Source organism: Atopomonas sediminilitoris (assembly GCF_022601735.1).
GTDB classification, from domain to species: Bacteria; Pseudomonadota; Gammaproteobacteria; order Pseudomonadales; family Pseudomonadaceae; genus Atopomonas; species Atopomonas sediminilitoris.
In genome coordinates, this window is record NZ_JAKUMM010000005.1 from 152,081 (window position 1) to 167,228 (window position 15,148).

The window sequence follows — 15,148 nt, forward strand, 5'->3', positions numbered from 1 at the left end:
TTCACTCCTGATGGGCTAAGGTCTGTGTTATTCGTCCATGTTCCACGTGGAACATGGCAAGCGGCGTGTCCTCACGCCAAAAATCTTTAACAAAGTCGGCATCCACACTGGTGATGAATACCTGGCAGTCCAAGGCTTCTAACAACCGACAGAGTGCCTTGCGGTGCTGCTCGTCGAGCTCTGACGGTAAATCATCCACCAGATACACACAGCGTCCGCGTTTAACTGTTTGTAACAAATGGCCTTGGGCAATACGCAAGGCACAGACAACCAGTTTTTGTTGCCCCCGCGACAACACATCCGCGGCGTTGTGACCGCCAATACGCAACCGTAAATCAGCCCGCTGCGGACCCGCTTGGGTGTAACCCAGTTGTTGATCGCGCGACAAAGACGACGCCAACACATCAGCTAACGAGCGCTCTTTATCCCAGCCGCGTGAATAGCTCAGGGTTAGACCATCAAGCTCAATCAACTCACCCAATACCGATTGAAAAACCGGCTTGAGCTGCAGTAAGTAGGCTTGGCGTAACGCATCGATTTGCTCGCTGGCAGCGATCAGTTCGCGATCCCATGCCGCTTGCAAAGCGGCGTCCATTCTAGCATGGCGCAGCCATGAGTTTCGCTGCCGCAGGGCAGTCTGCAGTCGTTGCCACGTCGGCAAGAAGTGTTGTTCCACGTGGAACACACCCCAGTCTAAAAACTGCCGGCGAACTTTAGGCGCACCTTCTAACAAGCGAAAACTATCTGGATTAATCAGCTGCAGTGGTAAGCACTCCGCCAGCGCTGCTGCACTACGTAAGTTTTTACCATCTTGGCGAATCACAAACTCGCCTGCACGATCGCGCTGCACACCCAGTTGCGCACGCAAGCCACCGGCTAACGCAACCTCGCCAAAAAGAACGCAGTGCGGCTGCTCATGTTGAATCACCGGATGCAGCCGTGTGCTGCGAAATGATCGGGCTAAGCCCAACAGGTGGATGGCTTCGAGCAGGCTGGTTTTACCGCTGCCGTTGGCGCCGTAGAGCAGATTGATGCGGGGAGAGGGAGAGAGCGTCACCGGGTGCAGGTTACGCACCGCGGTGACGGACAAGCGGGTAAGGGACATTTACAGACGCATTGGCATAACAACGTAGTGACAATCGTCGCTATCACCTTCTTGTACCAGTGCGCTGCTGTTGGAGTCGCTCAAGGTCATGCGCACTGTTTCACTGCCCATCACCCCCATCACATCCAACAAGTAGCTAACGTTGAAGCCAATCTCCAACGAGCCGCCGGCATAATCGACGGCCACTTCTTCTTCCGCTTCTTCTTGCTCGGGGTTGTTCGCTTGGATCTTCAGCAGCGACTCAGACAAGCCCAGACGAATACCGCGATACTTTTCGTTCGACAGAATGGCGGTGCGGCTGAAGGCTTCTTTCAGCGCATTACGATCACCGACCACTAACTTGTCGCCGCCACGCGGTAAAACGCGCTCGTAATCCGGGAACTTGCCATCAACCAACTTAGAGGTGAAGGTGAAGTCGCCGCTGCCGGTCGTAGCACGAATGTGGTTTGTTCCCAGCACAATGCGGACTTCGGTATCCGGCTCACTCATCAGGCGAGACAGCTCCAAAATACCTTTACGCGGCACAATAACCTGATGCTTGTCTTGATAGTCGATACCGGCATCCAAGGTACACATGGCCAAACGGTGACCATCAGTGGCCACAGCGCGCAGTTTGCCTTGTGCAACTTCTAACAGCATGCCGTTGAGGTAATAACGCACATCTTGTTGCGCCATGGCAAAACCGGTGCGATCGATCAAGCGCTTGAGCTTGGCCTGACCGACAGCGAAGTTCAGCGAGCCTGGGCCTTCTTCAACAGTAGGGAAGTCATTGGCCGGGAGCGTCGATAAGGTAAAGCGGCTACGGCCTGCTTTAACCAGCAGTTTTTGCTCATCCAAGCGCACATCGATCATCACATCGCTGGGCAAGCTCTTACAGATGTCCATCAGCTTACGCGCCGGTACGGTGATCTCACCCGGTTGTGCGGGCTCTTCAAGATGCACACGGCCAACCAGTTCCACTTCTAGGTCAGTACCTGTGAGCGAGAGCTGATCGCCCTCAACCACCAAAAGCACGTTAGACAACACAGGCAACGTCTGCCGACGTTCAACCACACCCGCCACCAACTGCAGCGGCTTCAACAAGGCTTCTCGATTGATAGTGAAATGCATGTTGTCTCTTCCTTCGCTGTAGCTGCGATCAGGTGGTCAGGGTACGCAGCAAGTTTTTGTAATCTTCACAGATATCCGCATCGGCTTCGCGCAGTTCGGCAATTTTGCGGCAAGCATGCAAAACCGTGGTGTGATCACGGCCGCCAAATGCATCACCAATTTCCGGCAGGCTGTGATTGGTTAACTCTTTCGACAGCGCCATCGCCACTTGGCGTGGACGTGCCACCGAACGCGTCCGCCGTTTGGATAGCAAATCGGAAATCTTGATTTTGTAATACTCGGCCACGGTGCGCTGAATATTGTCGATGCTAACCAATTTATCTTGCAGTGCCAGCAAGTCTTTTAAGGACTCGCGGATCAGCTCGATAGTGATTTCTCGGCCCATAAAATGCGCATGGGCAATCACGCGTTTCAATGCACCTTCTAGCTCACGCACATTAGAACGAATACGTTGCGCAATAAAGAACGCCGCATCAGGCGGTAAATCGATCCGCGCTTGCTCGGCTTTCTTCATCAGAATCGCTACCCGCGTTTCCAACTCAGGAGGCTCAACAGCTACGGTTAAGCCCCAGCCAAATCGCGATTTAAGGCGCTCTTCAAGGCCATCGATTTCTTTGGGGTAACGATCGCTGGTCAAGATGACCTGCTGGCCACCTTCTAACAACGCATTAAAGGTGTGGAAAAATTCTTCTTGCGAACGCTCTTTGCGCGCAAAAAATTGAATGTCGTCGATCAGCAGTGCGTCTACCGAGCGGTAGTAGCGCTTAAATTCATTGATTGCGTTTTGCTGCAGTGCCTTGACCATGTCGGCGACAAAGCGCTCAGAGTGCAGGTAGATGATTTTGGCGTTGGGGTTCTTCTTTAATAGGTGATTACCCACCGCGTGCATCAAGTGCGTTTTACCTAAACCCACACCACCGTACAAAAACAGCGGGTTGTAACCATGCTTGGGGTTATCTGCCACTTGCCACGCGGCGGCGCGGGCCAACTGGTTAGATTTACCCTCAACAAAGTTTTCGAAGGTAAAACCACGGTTTAGGTAGCTGGTGTGCTTAACCACGCTTTCGGCAGGGGCTGGCTTTGCCGCAGTGCCATTAGCCACCGCCGTATCACGCGCAGTGTCTGGGCTTGGGCTACTCGCCACTTCTAATAATGCCGGATTACTCACCGCATGAGGTGCGTGACTTCGACTGGGTTCTGCTACAGCAGGCGTTGGGCGAGCAGGGGCCACACGCGCTGCACTGCGCTTGCTGCCGATCAACAGAGACAGCGCAGGGACATGCTCAACGGCCATCTCGCTCATCAGCTCAAGAATGCGCGATAGGTATTTTTCGTTAACCCAATCTAAAACAAAGCGATTGGGCGCGAACACGCGCAGCTCTTCCAGATCACCTTCAACCTGAAGCGGACGTATCCAAGTGTTGAACTGCTGGCTAGGCAACTCGTCACGCAGGTGGTCTACACACTGCTGCCAAAGTTCTACGGACACGCCTTCTCCTATCTAGAGGTCAGCCAACAAGGCTAGCCATTCTAGCCTTCCGCTCAGTCACTTATCCACACCCAAAAGCAGATTTATTGTGCTTGACAATCAGCCACTTACGAAGCGCGAACAGGCCCTGTGAGCAAACCTAAGCACTGTGGAAAACTACTGAAAAACCAGGCGCATAACCCTGTGTGCGAAAGCGTTGATAACTCGTCTGTGGAAAAACCGCCATTTAACCCACAGGCTACGCGCAGCTTACTCGCAAGCCGATGACACCTTACGCACAGTGTTCCTAAACTCTACAAGCCTTTGGTTTAAAGCCCTAGAAGCGGTTATCCACAGAAGAAGCGCTGCTTAATAGCTTTAACAAACACAATCTTTTAAAAATTCATATTTCTTATTTTTATTACTCGCGGCCTATCTGACGAAAAGCACACGATGGAAATTGACCTAGGCAATACCTTTCTCTAGAATTGCCGGTCCTTTGGAGGGGGGTCTGGATAGCTAGGCTCGCCATAACTTATTCACTAGGTACATCACCATGAAGCGTACTTTTCAACCCAGCGTCCTGAAGCGTAAGCGCAACCACGGTTTCCGTGCTCGCATGGCCACCAAAAATGGTCGTCAGGTTATTGCTCGCCGTCGCGCTAAAGGCCGTAAGCGTCTGACCGCCTAATTGAATCTACCGGTGACTGATCAGAGCTTTAGTCGCGATAAGCGTTTGCTGACGCCGCGACACTTCAAGACAGTCTTTGATGGCACCACCGGTAAGGTTCCTGGTAAGCAGGTTTTACTGCTTGCCCGCGAGAATCAGCTGGACCACCCTCGCATTGGTTTTGTTATTGCCAAAAAGAGTGTGCGTCTAGCTGTTCAGCGTAATCGCCTTAAACGCGTTATCCGCGATAGTTTTCGCCGCCACCAAGAGCAATTGGTTGGTTGGGACATCATCGTTCTGGCTCGCAAAGGCATGGCTGACCAAGACAATGACGAGCTGCATGCGCACTTCGTTAAGTTATGGAAACGCCTTTCAAAATTACGCAAAAACACGCCTGCTTTAGCTGAACCCTCTGACGATCGCCCTCATGCGTAGTCTGGCTCTAGGCCTAATCCGTGTTTACCGTTATGCCATCAGTCCGATGATGGCGAGCCATTGCCGTTTCTATCCCAGCTGCTCCTGTTATGCACAAGAGGCCATTGAACAATATGGTGTTGTGCATGGCGGCTGGCTGACAGTTCGCCGTTTGTCGCGCTGTCACCCATGGCACCCCGGAGGGTATGATCCGGTGCCTGAAAACCCTTCCCGTTCTTCATCGATGGCCGAATAGCTCATGGATATCCAACGTTCCGTCCTGCTCGTCGCCTTAGCGCTGGTTTCGTATTTCTTGGTTCTGAAATGGAATGAAGATTACGGTCAGCCTCAGTTGCCACCAGCTGCCTCTACTGCTCAACCGCTTGATAACGCGATGGCGCAGGATATTCCTGCCCTCAACAACACCGCTGCCAGTGATGATGTGCCTGTTATCGCCAATGCCGTAGAAGCGCCGACCGCCGTTAGCCAAAACGCTAATCAATTGATTCGTGTGAATACTGGCGCGTTGCAGATGGCGATTAATCCGCGTGGCGGTGATGTGGTTCACCTCAATCTGCCGAAATACCCACGCAGCCTGCAAAACCCAGACGTGCCGTTTACCTTGTTCGATAACGGCCAAGAGCGCGTGTATGAAGCGCAAAGTGGTTTGATTGGCGCCAATGGCCCCGACGCCAGCGCGGATGGTCGTCCTTTATTCACCGCAAGCAAGGCTGAGTTTGAGCTCGCTGAAGGCGACGACCAACTGGTCGTAGACCTCAAGCACAGTGCAAACGGGGTTAATTACACCAAGCGTTTCACCTTTACCCGTGACAGCTACCAAGTCGATGTTGAATACCTGATCGACAACCAAAGCCAGCAAGCTTGGAACGGTAACCTGTTTGCCCAAATTAAACGCGACAACAGCGGTGATCCGTCCTCCAACAGCCCCACCGGCATGGCGACCTTTTTGGGTGCTGCGCTATGGACCCCTGATGAGCCTTATCGCAAGCTCGCCATGTCCGACATGGACGATGAAAAGCTGCGTGTTGATGTGAATGGCGGTTGGGTTGCTTGGCTGCAGCACTATTTTGTCACCGCTTGGGTTCCTTCGGCGGATAGTCAAAATGTGGTGCAAACCCGCAAAGACAGCAAAGGCAACTACATCATCGGTTTCACTGGGCAAACCATCAGTGTTGCTGCTGGTAGCCATCAGAGTGTGAATGTCACCCTGTACGCGGGTCCTAAAATTCAAGAAGTGTTGGGGCAGTTATCCCCAGGTCTTGAACTCACCGTTGATTACGGCTTCCTCTGGTGGTTAGCCCAGCCAATCTTCTGGTTGCTGGAGCATATCCATGCCCTGCTCGGCAACTGGGGTTGGTCAATCATTGTGCTGACCATTTTGATCAAATTGGCTTTCTTCCCGCTGTCTGCAGCCAGTTATCGCTCGATGGCGAAGATGCGCACCTTAGCGCCGAAAATGCAGTCACTGCGCGAGTTGCACGGTGATGATCGGCAGAAAATGTCGCAAGCCATGATGGAGATGTACAAAAAGGAAAAGATCAACCCACTGGGCGGTTGCTTACCTATTTTGGTGCAGATGCCGGTTTTCTTGGCCTTGTACTGGGTGCTGCTAGAAAGCGTTGAAATGCGCCAAGCCCCTTGGATGTTCTGGATCCATGACTTGGCGGTGATGGACCCGTACTTCATCCTGCCGATCATCATGGGCGTGAGCATGTTCTTGCAACAAATGCTCAACCCCACTCCGCCGGACCCAATGCAGGCCAAGGTCATGAAGATGTTGCCGATTATCTTCACCTTCTTCTTCTTGTGGTTCCCCGCCGGTCTGGTGCTGTACTGGGTGGTCAACAACGTCTTGTCGATCGCACAGCAGTGGTACATTACGCGTCAGATTGAAGCGGCCATGGCTAACAAAGCGTAACCCGACAACCTGCCACACAAGCGCCCCTCTCGTGAGGGGCGTTTTGCATTGGAGCCTGACATGCAGCTAAACACCGATACCATCGCCGCAATTGCCACCGCGCCTGGTCGAGGCGGCGTGGGCATCGTGCGTGTCTCAGGCGCAAAAGCGGCGGACATCGCCAAGATCGTGTGTCGACGCCACCTCACGCCGCGCATGGCGCATTACGGTCCTTTCTACCGCGATGAGCAGGTGCTCGATGAAGGATTAAGCCTGTTCTTTGCTGGCCCCAACTCCTTCACCGGTGAAGACGTGCTGGAGCTACAAGGCCACGGCGGCCCCGTAGTGCTTAACCTACTGCTCGAGGCTTGCGTACAAGCCGGAGCACGCTTAGCCAAGCCAGGTGAATTCAGTGAACGGGCGTTTCTTAACGACAAACTGGATTTAGCCCAAGCCGAGGCGATCGCCGACTTGATCGAAGCCAGCTCAGTCCAAGCCGCGCAAAACGCCTTACGTTCGCTGCAAGGTGCGTTCAGCCAGCGCGTGAATAGCCTGTGCGACGCACTGATTGAACTGCGCATGTACGTTGAGGCTGCGATTGATTTTCCCGAGGAAGAAATCGACTTTCTGGCTGATGGCCATGTCCTGAATAAGTTGGATGAAGTCACCGCCAAGCTCGCTGCGGTGCAGCGTGAGGCCGGACAAGGCGCCTTACTGCGCGATGGGATGAATGTGGTGATTGCCGGCCGCCCAAACGCCGGGAAGTCGAGCTTATTGAATGCCTTAGCCGGTCGCGAAAGCGCCATTGTGACCGACATAGCAGGCACCACGCGGGATATCTTGCGCGAACATATCCACATCGATGGGATGCCTTTGCACGTGATCGATACCGCTGGGCTGCGAGCCACCGATGACGCGGTAGAAAAAATCGGCGTCGAACGGGCATTAAAAGCGATTGCCGAAGCCGACCGCATCTTACTGATGGTGGACGCCACTGACCCACAAGGCGATGACCCGTGGGCCCTGTGGCCAGAGTTTCTCGATCAAGCACCGGATGCCAGTAAGGTCACTCTAATCCGCAATAAGATCGACCTTAAAGGTGAATCCGCAGGCATTGAAGAAACCGCGCACGGGCCTTTGCTGCGCTTGTCCGCCAAACAAGATCAAGGCCTCGATTTGCTACGCGAGCACCTCAAAGCCTGCATGGGCTACCAGCAAACCGCAGAAAGCGGCTTCAGTGCTCGCAATCGCCATTTACAAGCCTTACAACAAGCGGCCCATTACTTGGACGTCGGTCGTGCTCAGTTGCTCGGTAGTGGCGCAGGTGAGTTGTTAGCTGAAGACTTGCGCTTAGCCCAACAGGCCCTTGGTGAAATTACCGGCCAATTCACCCCAGACGACTTGCTGGGGCGCATCTTTTCAAGCTTCTGCATCGGCAAGTAACGCCGCCTATTCCCGATCTACCTTTTTTAAGTGCCAGTGCTTAGCTCTTCTAAGCGCTGTGGCCTCATCACGCCTGTGATTTTTAGCGCAGGCCTGCGTCAATCACCTGCCTAAGGCCTGTGGAAAACCCAGCCTAAGCCCTGCCCATAAGCTGACCAAAAAGCTGGGGGTAAACACGCCTGTGGATAACCAGCACTTTCATCCACAGCTCATGGACAGCTTACACCGAGCCTACCCCCGCTTAAGTCACAGCTTTACTAGACTACGTAGAGCCTTTATTAATGGGCCTTACAGAAGGTTATCCACAGAAAATAGCGGCGCTAATAGTAAAAATAAAAATAAGAAAAAATATATATCTCTTTTTTTATTTTTATTGGCGGTACAACGAACCCAAAGCACACGCGTTGATCATTTTTTAGTCAAATGCGCTTCTTCAAGCCTTAGTGAAGCCTGTATACTGCGCGGCTATTTTCAAACTGCCCTAGGCAGAGGTGTTCGGTGGACTATCCCACGCGTTTTGACGTAATCGTAATCGGCGGTGGCCATGCCGGCACCGAAGCAGCGCTTGCTGCTGCCCGCATGGGGGTGAAAACCCTATTGCTAACGCACAACGTAGAAACACTCGGGCAAATGAGCTGCAACCCAGCCATTGGTGGCATCGGTAAAAGCCATCTGGTTAAAGAGATTGATGCCCTCGGCGGTGCTATGGCGCTGGCGACAGATAAAGGTGGCATTCAATTTCGCGTACTTAACAGCCGTAAAGGCCCCGCAGTCCGCGCTACCCGCGCACAAGCAGACCGCGTGCTGTACAAAGCCGCCATCCGTGAAACCTTAGAAAACCAAGCCAATCTGTGGATTTTTCAGCAGGCGGCCGATGACCTCATCGTGGAAAACGATCAAGTCAAAGGCGTTGTGACGCAAATGGGCCTGCGTTTTCTCAGTGATAACGTCGTTCTGACCACCGGTACCTTCCTCGGTGGACTTATCCACATCGGCTTGCAGAATTACTCCGGCGGGCGCGCTGGCGATCCACCGTCGATTGCTTTAGCCAAACGCCTACGCGAACTGCCACTGCGCGTTGGTCGCTTAAAAACCGGCACCCCACCGCGCATTGATGCTCGTTCAGTGGATTTTTCCGTGATGACGGAACAACCCGGTGACACACCGTTACCGGTGATGTCTTTCCGTGGCTCACTGGCGGACCACCCTCGGCAGATCAGTTGCTTCATCACCCATACCAATGAGCGCACGCACGAGATTATTCGCAACAACCTTGATCGCTCGCCGATGTATTCAGGGGTTATCGAAGGGGTTGGTCCGCGCTACTGCCCGTCGATTGAAGACAAGATCCACCGGTTTGCGGATAAAAATCAGCACCAGGTGTTTATCGAACCAGAAGGCTTAACCACCCACGAGCTTTATCCCAACGGCATTTCCACCTCACTGCCGTTTGATGTACAGCTGGACATTGTTCGCTCCATGCGTGGCTTGGAAAACGCCCACATCGTGCGCCCCGGTTATGCCATTGAGTATGATTACTTTGATCCGCGCGATCTCAAGCACAGCCTTGAAACCAAAGTGATTGGCGGATTGTTTTTTGCAGGACAAATCAACGGCACCACCGGTTACGAAGAAGCCGGTGCACAAGGCTTGCTCGCCGGTATCAACGCCGCGCGCCGTGCTCAAGAATTAGACGCGTGGACCCCGCGTCGCGATGAAGCCTACATCGGCGTGTTGGTAGATGACTTGATCAGCATGGGCACCCAAGAGCCCTACCGCATGTTCACCTCACGGGCGGAATACCGTCTGATTTTGCGCGAAGACAACGCCGATCTGCGTTTAACCGAACAGGGCCGTGCGTTGGGTTTGATTGACGATGCGCATTGGGCTGCGTTTAGCGCTAAACGCGAAGCCATTGAGCAAGAACAACAGCGTTTGAAGAGCACCTGGGTGCAGCCCAAAACCGTTATGGGGGATGCCATCAGTGAGCACTTCGGCACGCCGTTGACCCATGAGTACAACCTGCAAGACTTGCTGCGCCGTCCCGAGGTGGATTACGCCACGCTGGCGACATTGACCAACAGCCCCGAAGTCGACGCGCAAGTGGCTGAGCAAGTAGAGATTCAAACCAAGTACGCCGGCTACATCGATCGTCAGCAAGAAGAAATCGATCGTTTGCGCCGCAGCGAAGCGGTGGCTTTACCTGAGACGCTGGACTACAGCGGAATTTCGGGCTTGTCCAAAGAGATTCAACACAAGCTCAACGAGGCACGCCCGGCCACCTTAGGCCAGGCATCGCGCATCCCCGGAGTGACGCCGGCAGCGATTTCGTTGTTGTTGATTCATCTGAAAAAACGTTCGGCCAGTAAGCCGTTGGAGCAGAGTGCTTGATGTCGGCTGTGGATAACCGCTACCAAGGTGCGTTGCAACGCGGTATTGCTGCGCTCAATTTGACTGTGAGCGCCGAGGCGCAAGCCCAGTTGCTGGCCTATCACGGCCTGTTGGTGAAGTGGAACAAGGCTTATAACCTCACCGCCGTGCGTGATCCGCAAGAAATGATCGAGCGTCATTTGCTCGATAGCTTAAGCATCGCCTCGTTCATCAGCGGTGAACGTTGGGCCGATATTGGCAGCGGCGGCGGCATGCCCGGTATTGTCTTGGCCATCTTGGCACCTGAGCGCCAATTCACCTTGGTTGATAGCAACGGCAAAAAAACGCGTTTTTTGCAGCAAGTGAAAATGGAACTGGGCTTAGGCAATGTCACCGTGCTGCATAGCCGAGTCGAACAACTCGAGTTGCCAGCGTTCGATGGTATTGTGTCGCGGGCGTTTAGCTCGTTGCATGACTTCACCAACTGGACACGTCATTTGGGGGATAATCAAACCCAGTGGCTGGCCATGAAGGGGCTTTATCCACAAGATGAGCTCGCTGCGCTACCCGATGATTTTCATTTAACCGACAGTCATGCGTTGGATGTACCGGGTTGCCAAGGGCAGCGCCACTTGTTGATATTGCAGCGCAAGGACTGAGGGGAAACCGTACATGGGCAAGGTATTGGCAGTCGCCAACCAGAAAGGTGGCGTGGGTAAAACCACATCCTGCATCAATCTTGCCGCGTCTTTAGTGGCGACCAAGCGCAAAGTCTTACTGGTCGATCTAGATCCTCAAGGCAACGCCACCATGGGCAGTGGTGTGGATAAGCACACGTTACAACGCTCGGTGTACGACGTTTTGCTGGATGAATGCGAGATCGACGACGCGGTGCAAACGTCTGAGCACGGCGGTTATCACGTGCTGCCGGCTAACGGCGATCTAACCGCCGCCGAAGTACAGCTGCTCGAAATGAAAATGAAGGAAAGTCGTCTGCGTTACGCCCTGAGTGCGGCGCGGGATAAATACGACTACATCCTGATCGACTGTCCGCCGTCGCTGAATATGCTGACCGTCAATGCGTTAGTCGCCGCCGATGGCGTTTTGATTCCCATGCAGTGCGAGTATTACGCGCTAGAAGGCCTGTCCGCCTTGGTCAACACGATCAAGCGCATTGGCGCTGTACTGAACCCTAATCTGAAAATCGAAGGCGTGTTGCGTACTATGTACGACCCACGCAACAGCCTAACCAACGATGTATCGGCGCAATTGGTGCAGCATTTCCCCAATCAGCTGTACCACACGGTTATTCCGCGCAATGTGCGCCTGGCAGAAGCCCCTAGTTTTGGCATGCCGGTGCTTAGCTACGACAAACAATCCAAAGGCGCGATTGCTTATTTGGCTTTGGCGGGTGAAATCAACCGCCGCCACGACATTGCCAACAAAGCCATTCCCGCTCCCGCACTGTAAGGATTCGCATGGCCAGCAAAAAACGCGGCCTCGGCCGAGGCTTGGATGCCCTGTTGGGTAGTTCGGTTAACGCATCGCTGCATGAAAACGCAGGATCCGCCAATGAGCGTGAGTTGCGTGAATTGCCGCTGGATTTGGTCCAGCGTGGCCAATACCAACCCCGCCGCGATATGGACCCGCAAGCACTAGAAGAGCTCGCGGCGTCGATCAAGGCGCAAGGGGTGATGCAACCGATTGTGGTGCGCCCGATTGCTGGTGGCCGCTTCGAGATCATTGCTGGTGAGCGCCGCTGGCGTGCCAGCCAACAAGCTGGACAAGAAACCATCCCCGCGGTAGTCCGTGATGTGCCCGATGAAGCCGCCATTGCCATGGCCCTGATCGAGAACATCCAACGTGAAGACTTAAACCCGGTTGAAGAAGCCCTAGCCCTGCAACGCTTGCAGCAAGAGTTTGAACTTACCCAGCAACAAGTGGCTGATGCGGTGGGTAAATCCCGCGCCAGTGTGGCTAATTTGCTGCGTTTGATTGCGCTACCAGAAGAAATTAAGACCTTACTTAGCCATGGTGACCTCGAAATGGGTCATGCACGGGCCTTGTTAGGGCTGCCTGAAGCAGGCCAAGTGGATGCCGCTCGTCGGGTTGTTGCCGAAGCCATGAACGTGCGCCAGACCGAAGCACTGGTTCGCGCGCTGCTCAAAGATCAGCCCCCCGCCAAAGCAACAACCGCTCAAGACCCTGACATACAGCGGCTTGAACAGCGCCTGGCAGAAAAACTAGGCGCAGGCGTACAAATCAAACATGGCAGCAAAGGCAAAGGGCAGCTGATTATTCGCTACGCCAGCTTGGATGAATTACAAGGCGTTTTGGCACATATTCGCTAAGCTGACCAAGTTTGGTGCGCGGGATGTCGGAAAAGTCAGACCAACGGTTGAAGCTACAGGCAAAGCTCCCTATACTTTGCGCGCTTTTTTGCGGCACTTTTCATGCCATTTTTTAGTAAGCGTTTTGCCCTGTTTTAGTGCGGGGTTGGGGTAAGAATGACGACCAGAACACCGGAGATTCTGCCCTTACACAAACTGCCAGTGTTCCCCATGTTAGTGGCGCAGTTTGTTTTTGCTTTGTTGTTGGCGGCGGTGTGTTTTTTTGCGATTGATGGTTTGGCCGCCAAATCAGCGTTGTTAGGTGGGTTAGTGATTGCCCTGCCGAATGTATACCTCGCACGGAAAGCCTTTCGTTACCAAGGCGCGCGAGCAGCACGAGAAATAGTCCGCGGGTTTTATGCGGGGGAAGCCGGTAAGCTGCTGTTCAGCGCAGCCTTGATGGCAATGATTTTTGTAGGGGTGAAACCACTGAATGCGCCGATGTTTTTCATCGGACTAGTGCTCACGCAGGCGATCAGTTGGTTCGCACCCTTACTGCTAAAACTTAAAAAACATTAAAACGTTCGAGGCAAATCATGGCAGGCACCGCGTCGGAGTACATCCAGCACCACTTGCAGAACTTGACCTACGGCAACCACCCGGTCAACGGTTGGAGCTTTGCGCACACTGCGCAAGAAGCCAAAGAAATGGGCTTCTGGGCTTTCCACGTTGATACCCTAGGTTGGTCCGTTGTTCTGGGTCTTATTTTCATCTTCCTGTTCCGTGCAGCGGCTAAAAAAGCGACCTCTGGTCAGCCAAGCGGCCTACAGAATTTCGTGGAAGTGATGGTTGAGTTCGTTGACGGCAGCGTCAAAGACACCTTCCATGGTCGTAACGCCCTTATTGCTCCCTTGGCACTGACCATCTTCGTCTGGGTTTTCCTGATGAACTTGATGGACTTGATCCCCGTAGACTGGTTGCCGCTGGCAGCACAAGCGGTTGCCGGTAACGAGCACATGTTCTTCCGTGTCGTACCCACCACTGACCCGAACGCAACCTTGGGTCTGGCTTTCTCTGTCTTCGCCTTGATCATCTTCTACAGCATCAAAGTGAAAGGCATTGGCGGCTTCCTGGGTGAACTGACCCTGCATCCGTTCGGTTCCAGCAATAAGCTGGTCCAGGCGCTGTTGATCCCGGTGAACTTCCTGTTGGAATTTGTCACCCTGATCGCCAAGCCAATCTCTCTGGCACTGCGTCTGTTCGGTAACCTCTACGCTGGCGAGCTGATCTTCATTCTGATCGCCGTTGTCTTCAGTGCCGGTTGGGTACTGGGTCTGTTCGGCGTGGCGTTGCACTGGGCGTGGGCCGTGTTCCACATCCTAGTCATCGTGCTGCAAGCGTTCATCTTCATGATGTTGACCATCGTCTACCTGTCGATGGCTCACGAAGATAACCACTGATTTTTGCTTCACCCTTTAACCACAACTAACCACAACCTTTAATCATCGACGAGAGTCGGGAGGAAAAATGGAAACTGTAGTAGGTCTGACCGCTGTTGCTGTAGCTCTGCTGATTGGCCTGGGTGCACTGGGCACCGCGATTGGCTTTGGTCTGCTGGGTGGCAAGTTCCTGGAAGGCGCTGCGCGTCAACCAGAAATGGTGCCAATGCTGCAGGTTAAAATGTTCATCGTTGCCGGTCTGCTTGACGCCGTAACCATGATCGGTGTTGGTATCGCACTGTTCTTCACCTTCGCTAACCCCTTCGTTGCTCAGGTAGCTGGCTAATCAACCTTCGGGTGATTGGTTTAACTAAAGAACAACGAACGAGCGAGGTGTTGGCGTGAATATCAATGCAACTCTGATTGGCCAATCCGTAGCGTTCTTTGTGTTCGTGATGTTCTGCATGAAGTATGTATGGCCTCCGGTCATTCAGGCTCTGCAAGAGCGTCAGAAGAAGATCGCAGACGGCTTGGACGCTGCCAACCGTGCATCGCGTGATTTAGAGCTGGCTCAAGAAAAAGTGACCCAGCAACTGCGCGAAGCCAAGACTCAGGCAGCCGAAATCGTCGAGCAAGCGAAGAAAACCGCTAACCAGATCGTCGAGGAATCTCGCGATCAGGCCCGTGCTGAAGGCGACCGCCTAAAAGCGCAGGCTAAAGCGGAAATCGAGCAGGAACTGAACCAAGTCAAAGACGCCTTGCGCGCCCAATTGGGTAGCCTGGCTGTTGCTGGTGCGGAGAAGATCCTCGGCGCTTCCGTCGATCAAAATGCACATGCGGAGCTGGTCAACAAACTGGCAGCCGAACTCTAAGCGGGGGCG

The 15,148-nt window shown here is 53.7% G+C and carries 16 protein-coding genes; 13 read left to right on the forward strand and 3 right to left on the reverse strand.

From position 1 onward, the window contains the following. Nucleotide 1: 1 nt before the first annotated feature. The 3 genes from recF to dnaA are packed head-to-tail and all read right to left on the reverse strand — an operon-like array spanning nt 2 to nt 3,704. Nucleotides 2–1,105 carry a DNA replication/repair protein RecF gene (gene recF, locus MKI83_RS09065; RefSeq protein WP_241585056.1) on the reverse strand — a complete coding sequence of 368 codons (1,104 nt, stop codon included), beginning with the start codon at nt 1,103–1,105 and terminating at the stop codon, nt 2–4. Next, entirely contained in the window at nt 1,106–2,215 is a 1,110-nt protein-coding gene (dnaN, locus tag MKI83_RS09070; protein ID WP_241585058.1) for a DNA polymerase III subunit beta, read from the reverse strand. A 28-nt stretch (nt 2,216–2,243) separates the two neighbouring features. Then, a complete protein-coding gene (dnaA, locus tag MKI83_RS09075; protein ID WP_241585059.1) occupies nt 2,244–3,704 on the reverse strand; it encodes a chromosomal replication initiator protein DnaA in 1,461 nt (486 codons plus the stop codon). Nucleotides 3,705–4,239: 535 nt separating this feature from the next. On the opposite strand from dnaA, the gene rpmH reads away from it, so the two are divergent. The 13 genes from rpmH (at nt 4,240) to MKI83_RS09140 (ending at nt 15,139) form a co-directional block, all read left to right on the forward strand. Further along, nucleotides 4,240–4,374 (forward strand): 50S ribosomal protein L34, encoded by a 135-nt coding sequence (gene rpmH, locus MKI83_RS09080; protein WP_241585060.1) that lies wholly within the window; start codon nt 4,240–4,242, stop codon nt 4,372–4,374. 12 nt (nt 4,375–4,386) lie between these two features. Further along, the gene (rnpA, locus tag MKI83_RS09085; RefSeq protein ID WP_241585061.1) at nt 4,387–4,788 is read left to right on the forward strand and encodes a ribonuclease P protein component; all 402 of its coding nucleotides are present in this window, start codon (nt 4,387–4,389) and stop codon (nt 4,786–4,788) included. Continuing rightward, nucleotides 4,781–5,023, forward strand: a complete 243-nt coding sequence (gene yidD / locus MKI83_RS09090; RefSeq protein WP_241585062.1) for a membrane protein insertion efficiency factor YidD — start codon at nt 4,781–4,783, stop codon at nt 5,021–5,023. Before rnpA ends, yidD begins: the two co-directional genes overlap by 8 nt. A gap of 3 nt (nt 5,024–5,026) precedes the next feature. Next, nucleotides 5,027–6,706, forward strand: a complete 1,680-nt coding sequence (gene yidC, locus MKI83_RS09095) for a membrane protein insertase YidC (RefSeq protein ID WP_241585063.1) — start codon at nt 5,027–5,029, stop codon at nt 6,704–6,706. A gap of 60 nt (nt 6,707–6,766) precedes the next feature. Further along, nucleotides 6,767–8,128, forward strand: coding sequence for a tRNA uridine-5-carboxymethylaminomethyl(34) synthesis GTPase MnmE (gene mnmE, locus MKI83_RS09100; RefSeq protein WP_241585065.1), 1,362 nt, complete (start codon nt 6,767–6,769; stop codon nt 8,126–8,128). A 498-nt stretch (nt 8,129–8,626) separates the two neighbouring features. Next, on the forward strand, nt 8,627–10,519 hold the full coding sequence (gene mnmG, locus MKI83_RS09105) for a tRNA uridine-5-carboxymethylaminomethyl(34) synthesis enzyme MnmG (protein ID WP_241585067.1): 1,893 nt from the start codon (nt 8,627–8,629) through the stop codon (nt 10,517–10,519). Beyond that, on the forward strand, nt 10,519–11,157 hold the full coding sequence (rsmG, locus tag MKI83_RS09110; RefSeq protein ID WP_241585069.1) for a 16S rRNA (guanine(527)-N(7))-methyltransferase RsmG: 639 nt from the start codon (nt 10,519–10,521) through the stop codon (nt 11,155–11,157). Before mnmG ends, rsmG begins: the two co-directional genes overlap by 1 nt. A gap of 13 nt (nt 11,158–11,170) precedes the next feature. Continuing rightward, the gene (locus MKI83_RS09115; protein ID WP_241585071.1) at nt 11,171–11,968 is read left to right on the forward strand and encodes a ParA family protein; all 798 of its coding nucleotides are present in this window, start codon (nt 11,171–11,173) and stop codon (nt 11,966–11,968) included. 8 nt (nt 11,969–11,976) lie between these two features. Continuing rightward, nucleotides 11,977–12,849 (forward strand): ParB/RepB/Spo0J family partition protein, encoded by an 873-nt coding sequence (locus MKI83_RS09120; RefSeq protein WP_241585072.1) that lies wholly within the window; start codon nt 11,977–11,979, stop codon nt 12,847–12,849. A 156-nt stretch (nt 12,850–13,005) separates the two neighbouring features. Then, nucleotides 13,006–13,407 (forward strand): F0F1 ATP synthase subunit I, encoded by a 402-nt coding sequence (locus tag MKI83_RS09125; protein ID WP_241585073.1) that lies wholly within the window; start codon nt 13,006–13,008, stop codon nt 13,405–13,407. Between the two features lie 14 nt (nt 13,408–13,421). Beyond that, nucleotides 13,422–14,288 carry a F0F1 ATP synthase subunit A gene (atpB, locus tag MKI83_RS09130; protein WP_241585379.1) on the forward strand — a complete coding sequence of 289 codons (867 nt, stop codon included), beginning with the start codon at nt 13,422–13,424 and terminating at the stop codon, nt 14,286–14,288. A gap of 67 nt (nt 14,289–14,355) precedes the next feature. Next, the gene (gene atpE, locus MKI83_RS09135) at nt 14,356–14,613 is read left to right on the forward strand and encodes a F0F1 ATP synthase subunit C (protein ID WP_067035513.1); all 258 of its coding nucleotides are present in this window, start codon (nt 14,356–14,358) and stop codon (nt 14,611–14,613) included. Nucleotides 14,614–14,668: 55 nt separating this feature from the next. Further along, the gene (locus tag MKI83_RS09140) at nt 14,669–15,139 is read left to right on the forward strand and encodes a F0F1 ATP synthase subunit B (RefSeq protein WP_241585074.1); all 471 of its coding nucleotides are present in this window, start codon (nt 14,669–14,671) and stop codon (nt 15,137–15,139) included. The last annotated feature ends 9 nt before the right edge of the window (nt 15,140–15,148 follow it).

Bases quoted from the DNA above. Each gene is read 5' to 3' on its own strand.
- dnaN (WP_241585058.1), bottom strand. From the start codon at position 2,215: ATGCATTTCACTATCAATCGAGAAGCCTTGTTGAAGCCGCTGCAGTTG.
- MKI83_RS09125 (WP_241585073.1), top strand. From the start codon at position 13,006: ATGACGACCAGAACACCGGAGATTCTGCCCTTACACAAACTGCCAGTG.
- yidC (WP_241585063.1), top strand. From the start codon at position 5,027: ATGGATATCCAACGTTCCGTCCTGCTCGTCGCCTTAGCGCTGGTTTCG.
- MKI83_RS09115 (WP_241585071.1), top strand. From the start codon at position 11,171: ATGGGCAAGGTATTGGCAGTCGCCAACCAGAAAGGTGGCGTGGGTAAA.
- recF (WP_241585056.1), bottom strand. From the start codon at position 1,105: ATGTCCCTTACCCGCTTGTCCGTCACCGCGGTGCGTAACCTGCACCCG.
- MKI83_RS09120 (WP_241585072.1), top strand. From the start codon at position 11,977: ATGGCCAGCAAAAAACGCGGCCTCGGCCGAGGCTTGGATGCCCTGTTG.
- rsmG (WP_241585069.1), top strand. From the start codon at position 10,519: ATGTCGGCTGTGGATAACCGCTACCAAGGTGCGTTGCAACGCGGTATT.
- atpE (WP_067035513.1), top strand. From the start codon at position 14,356: ATGGAAACTGTAGTAGGTCTGACCGCTGTTGCTGTAGCTCTGCTGATT.
- rpmH (WP_241585060.1), top strand. From the start codon at position 4,240: ATGAAGCGTACTTTTCAACCCAGCGTCCTGAAGCGTAAGCGCAACCAC.
- yidD (WP_241585062.1), top strand. From the start codon at position 4,781: ATGCGTAGTCTGGCTCTAGGCCTAATCCGTGTTTACCGTTATGCCATC.
- mnmE (WP_241585065.1), top strand. From the start codon at position 6,767: ATGCAGCTAAACACCGATACCATCGCCGCAATTGCCACCGCGCCTGGT.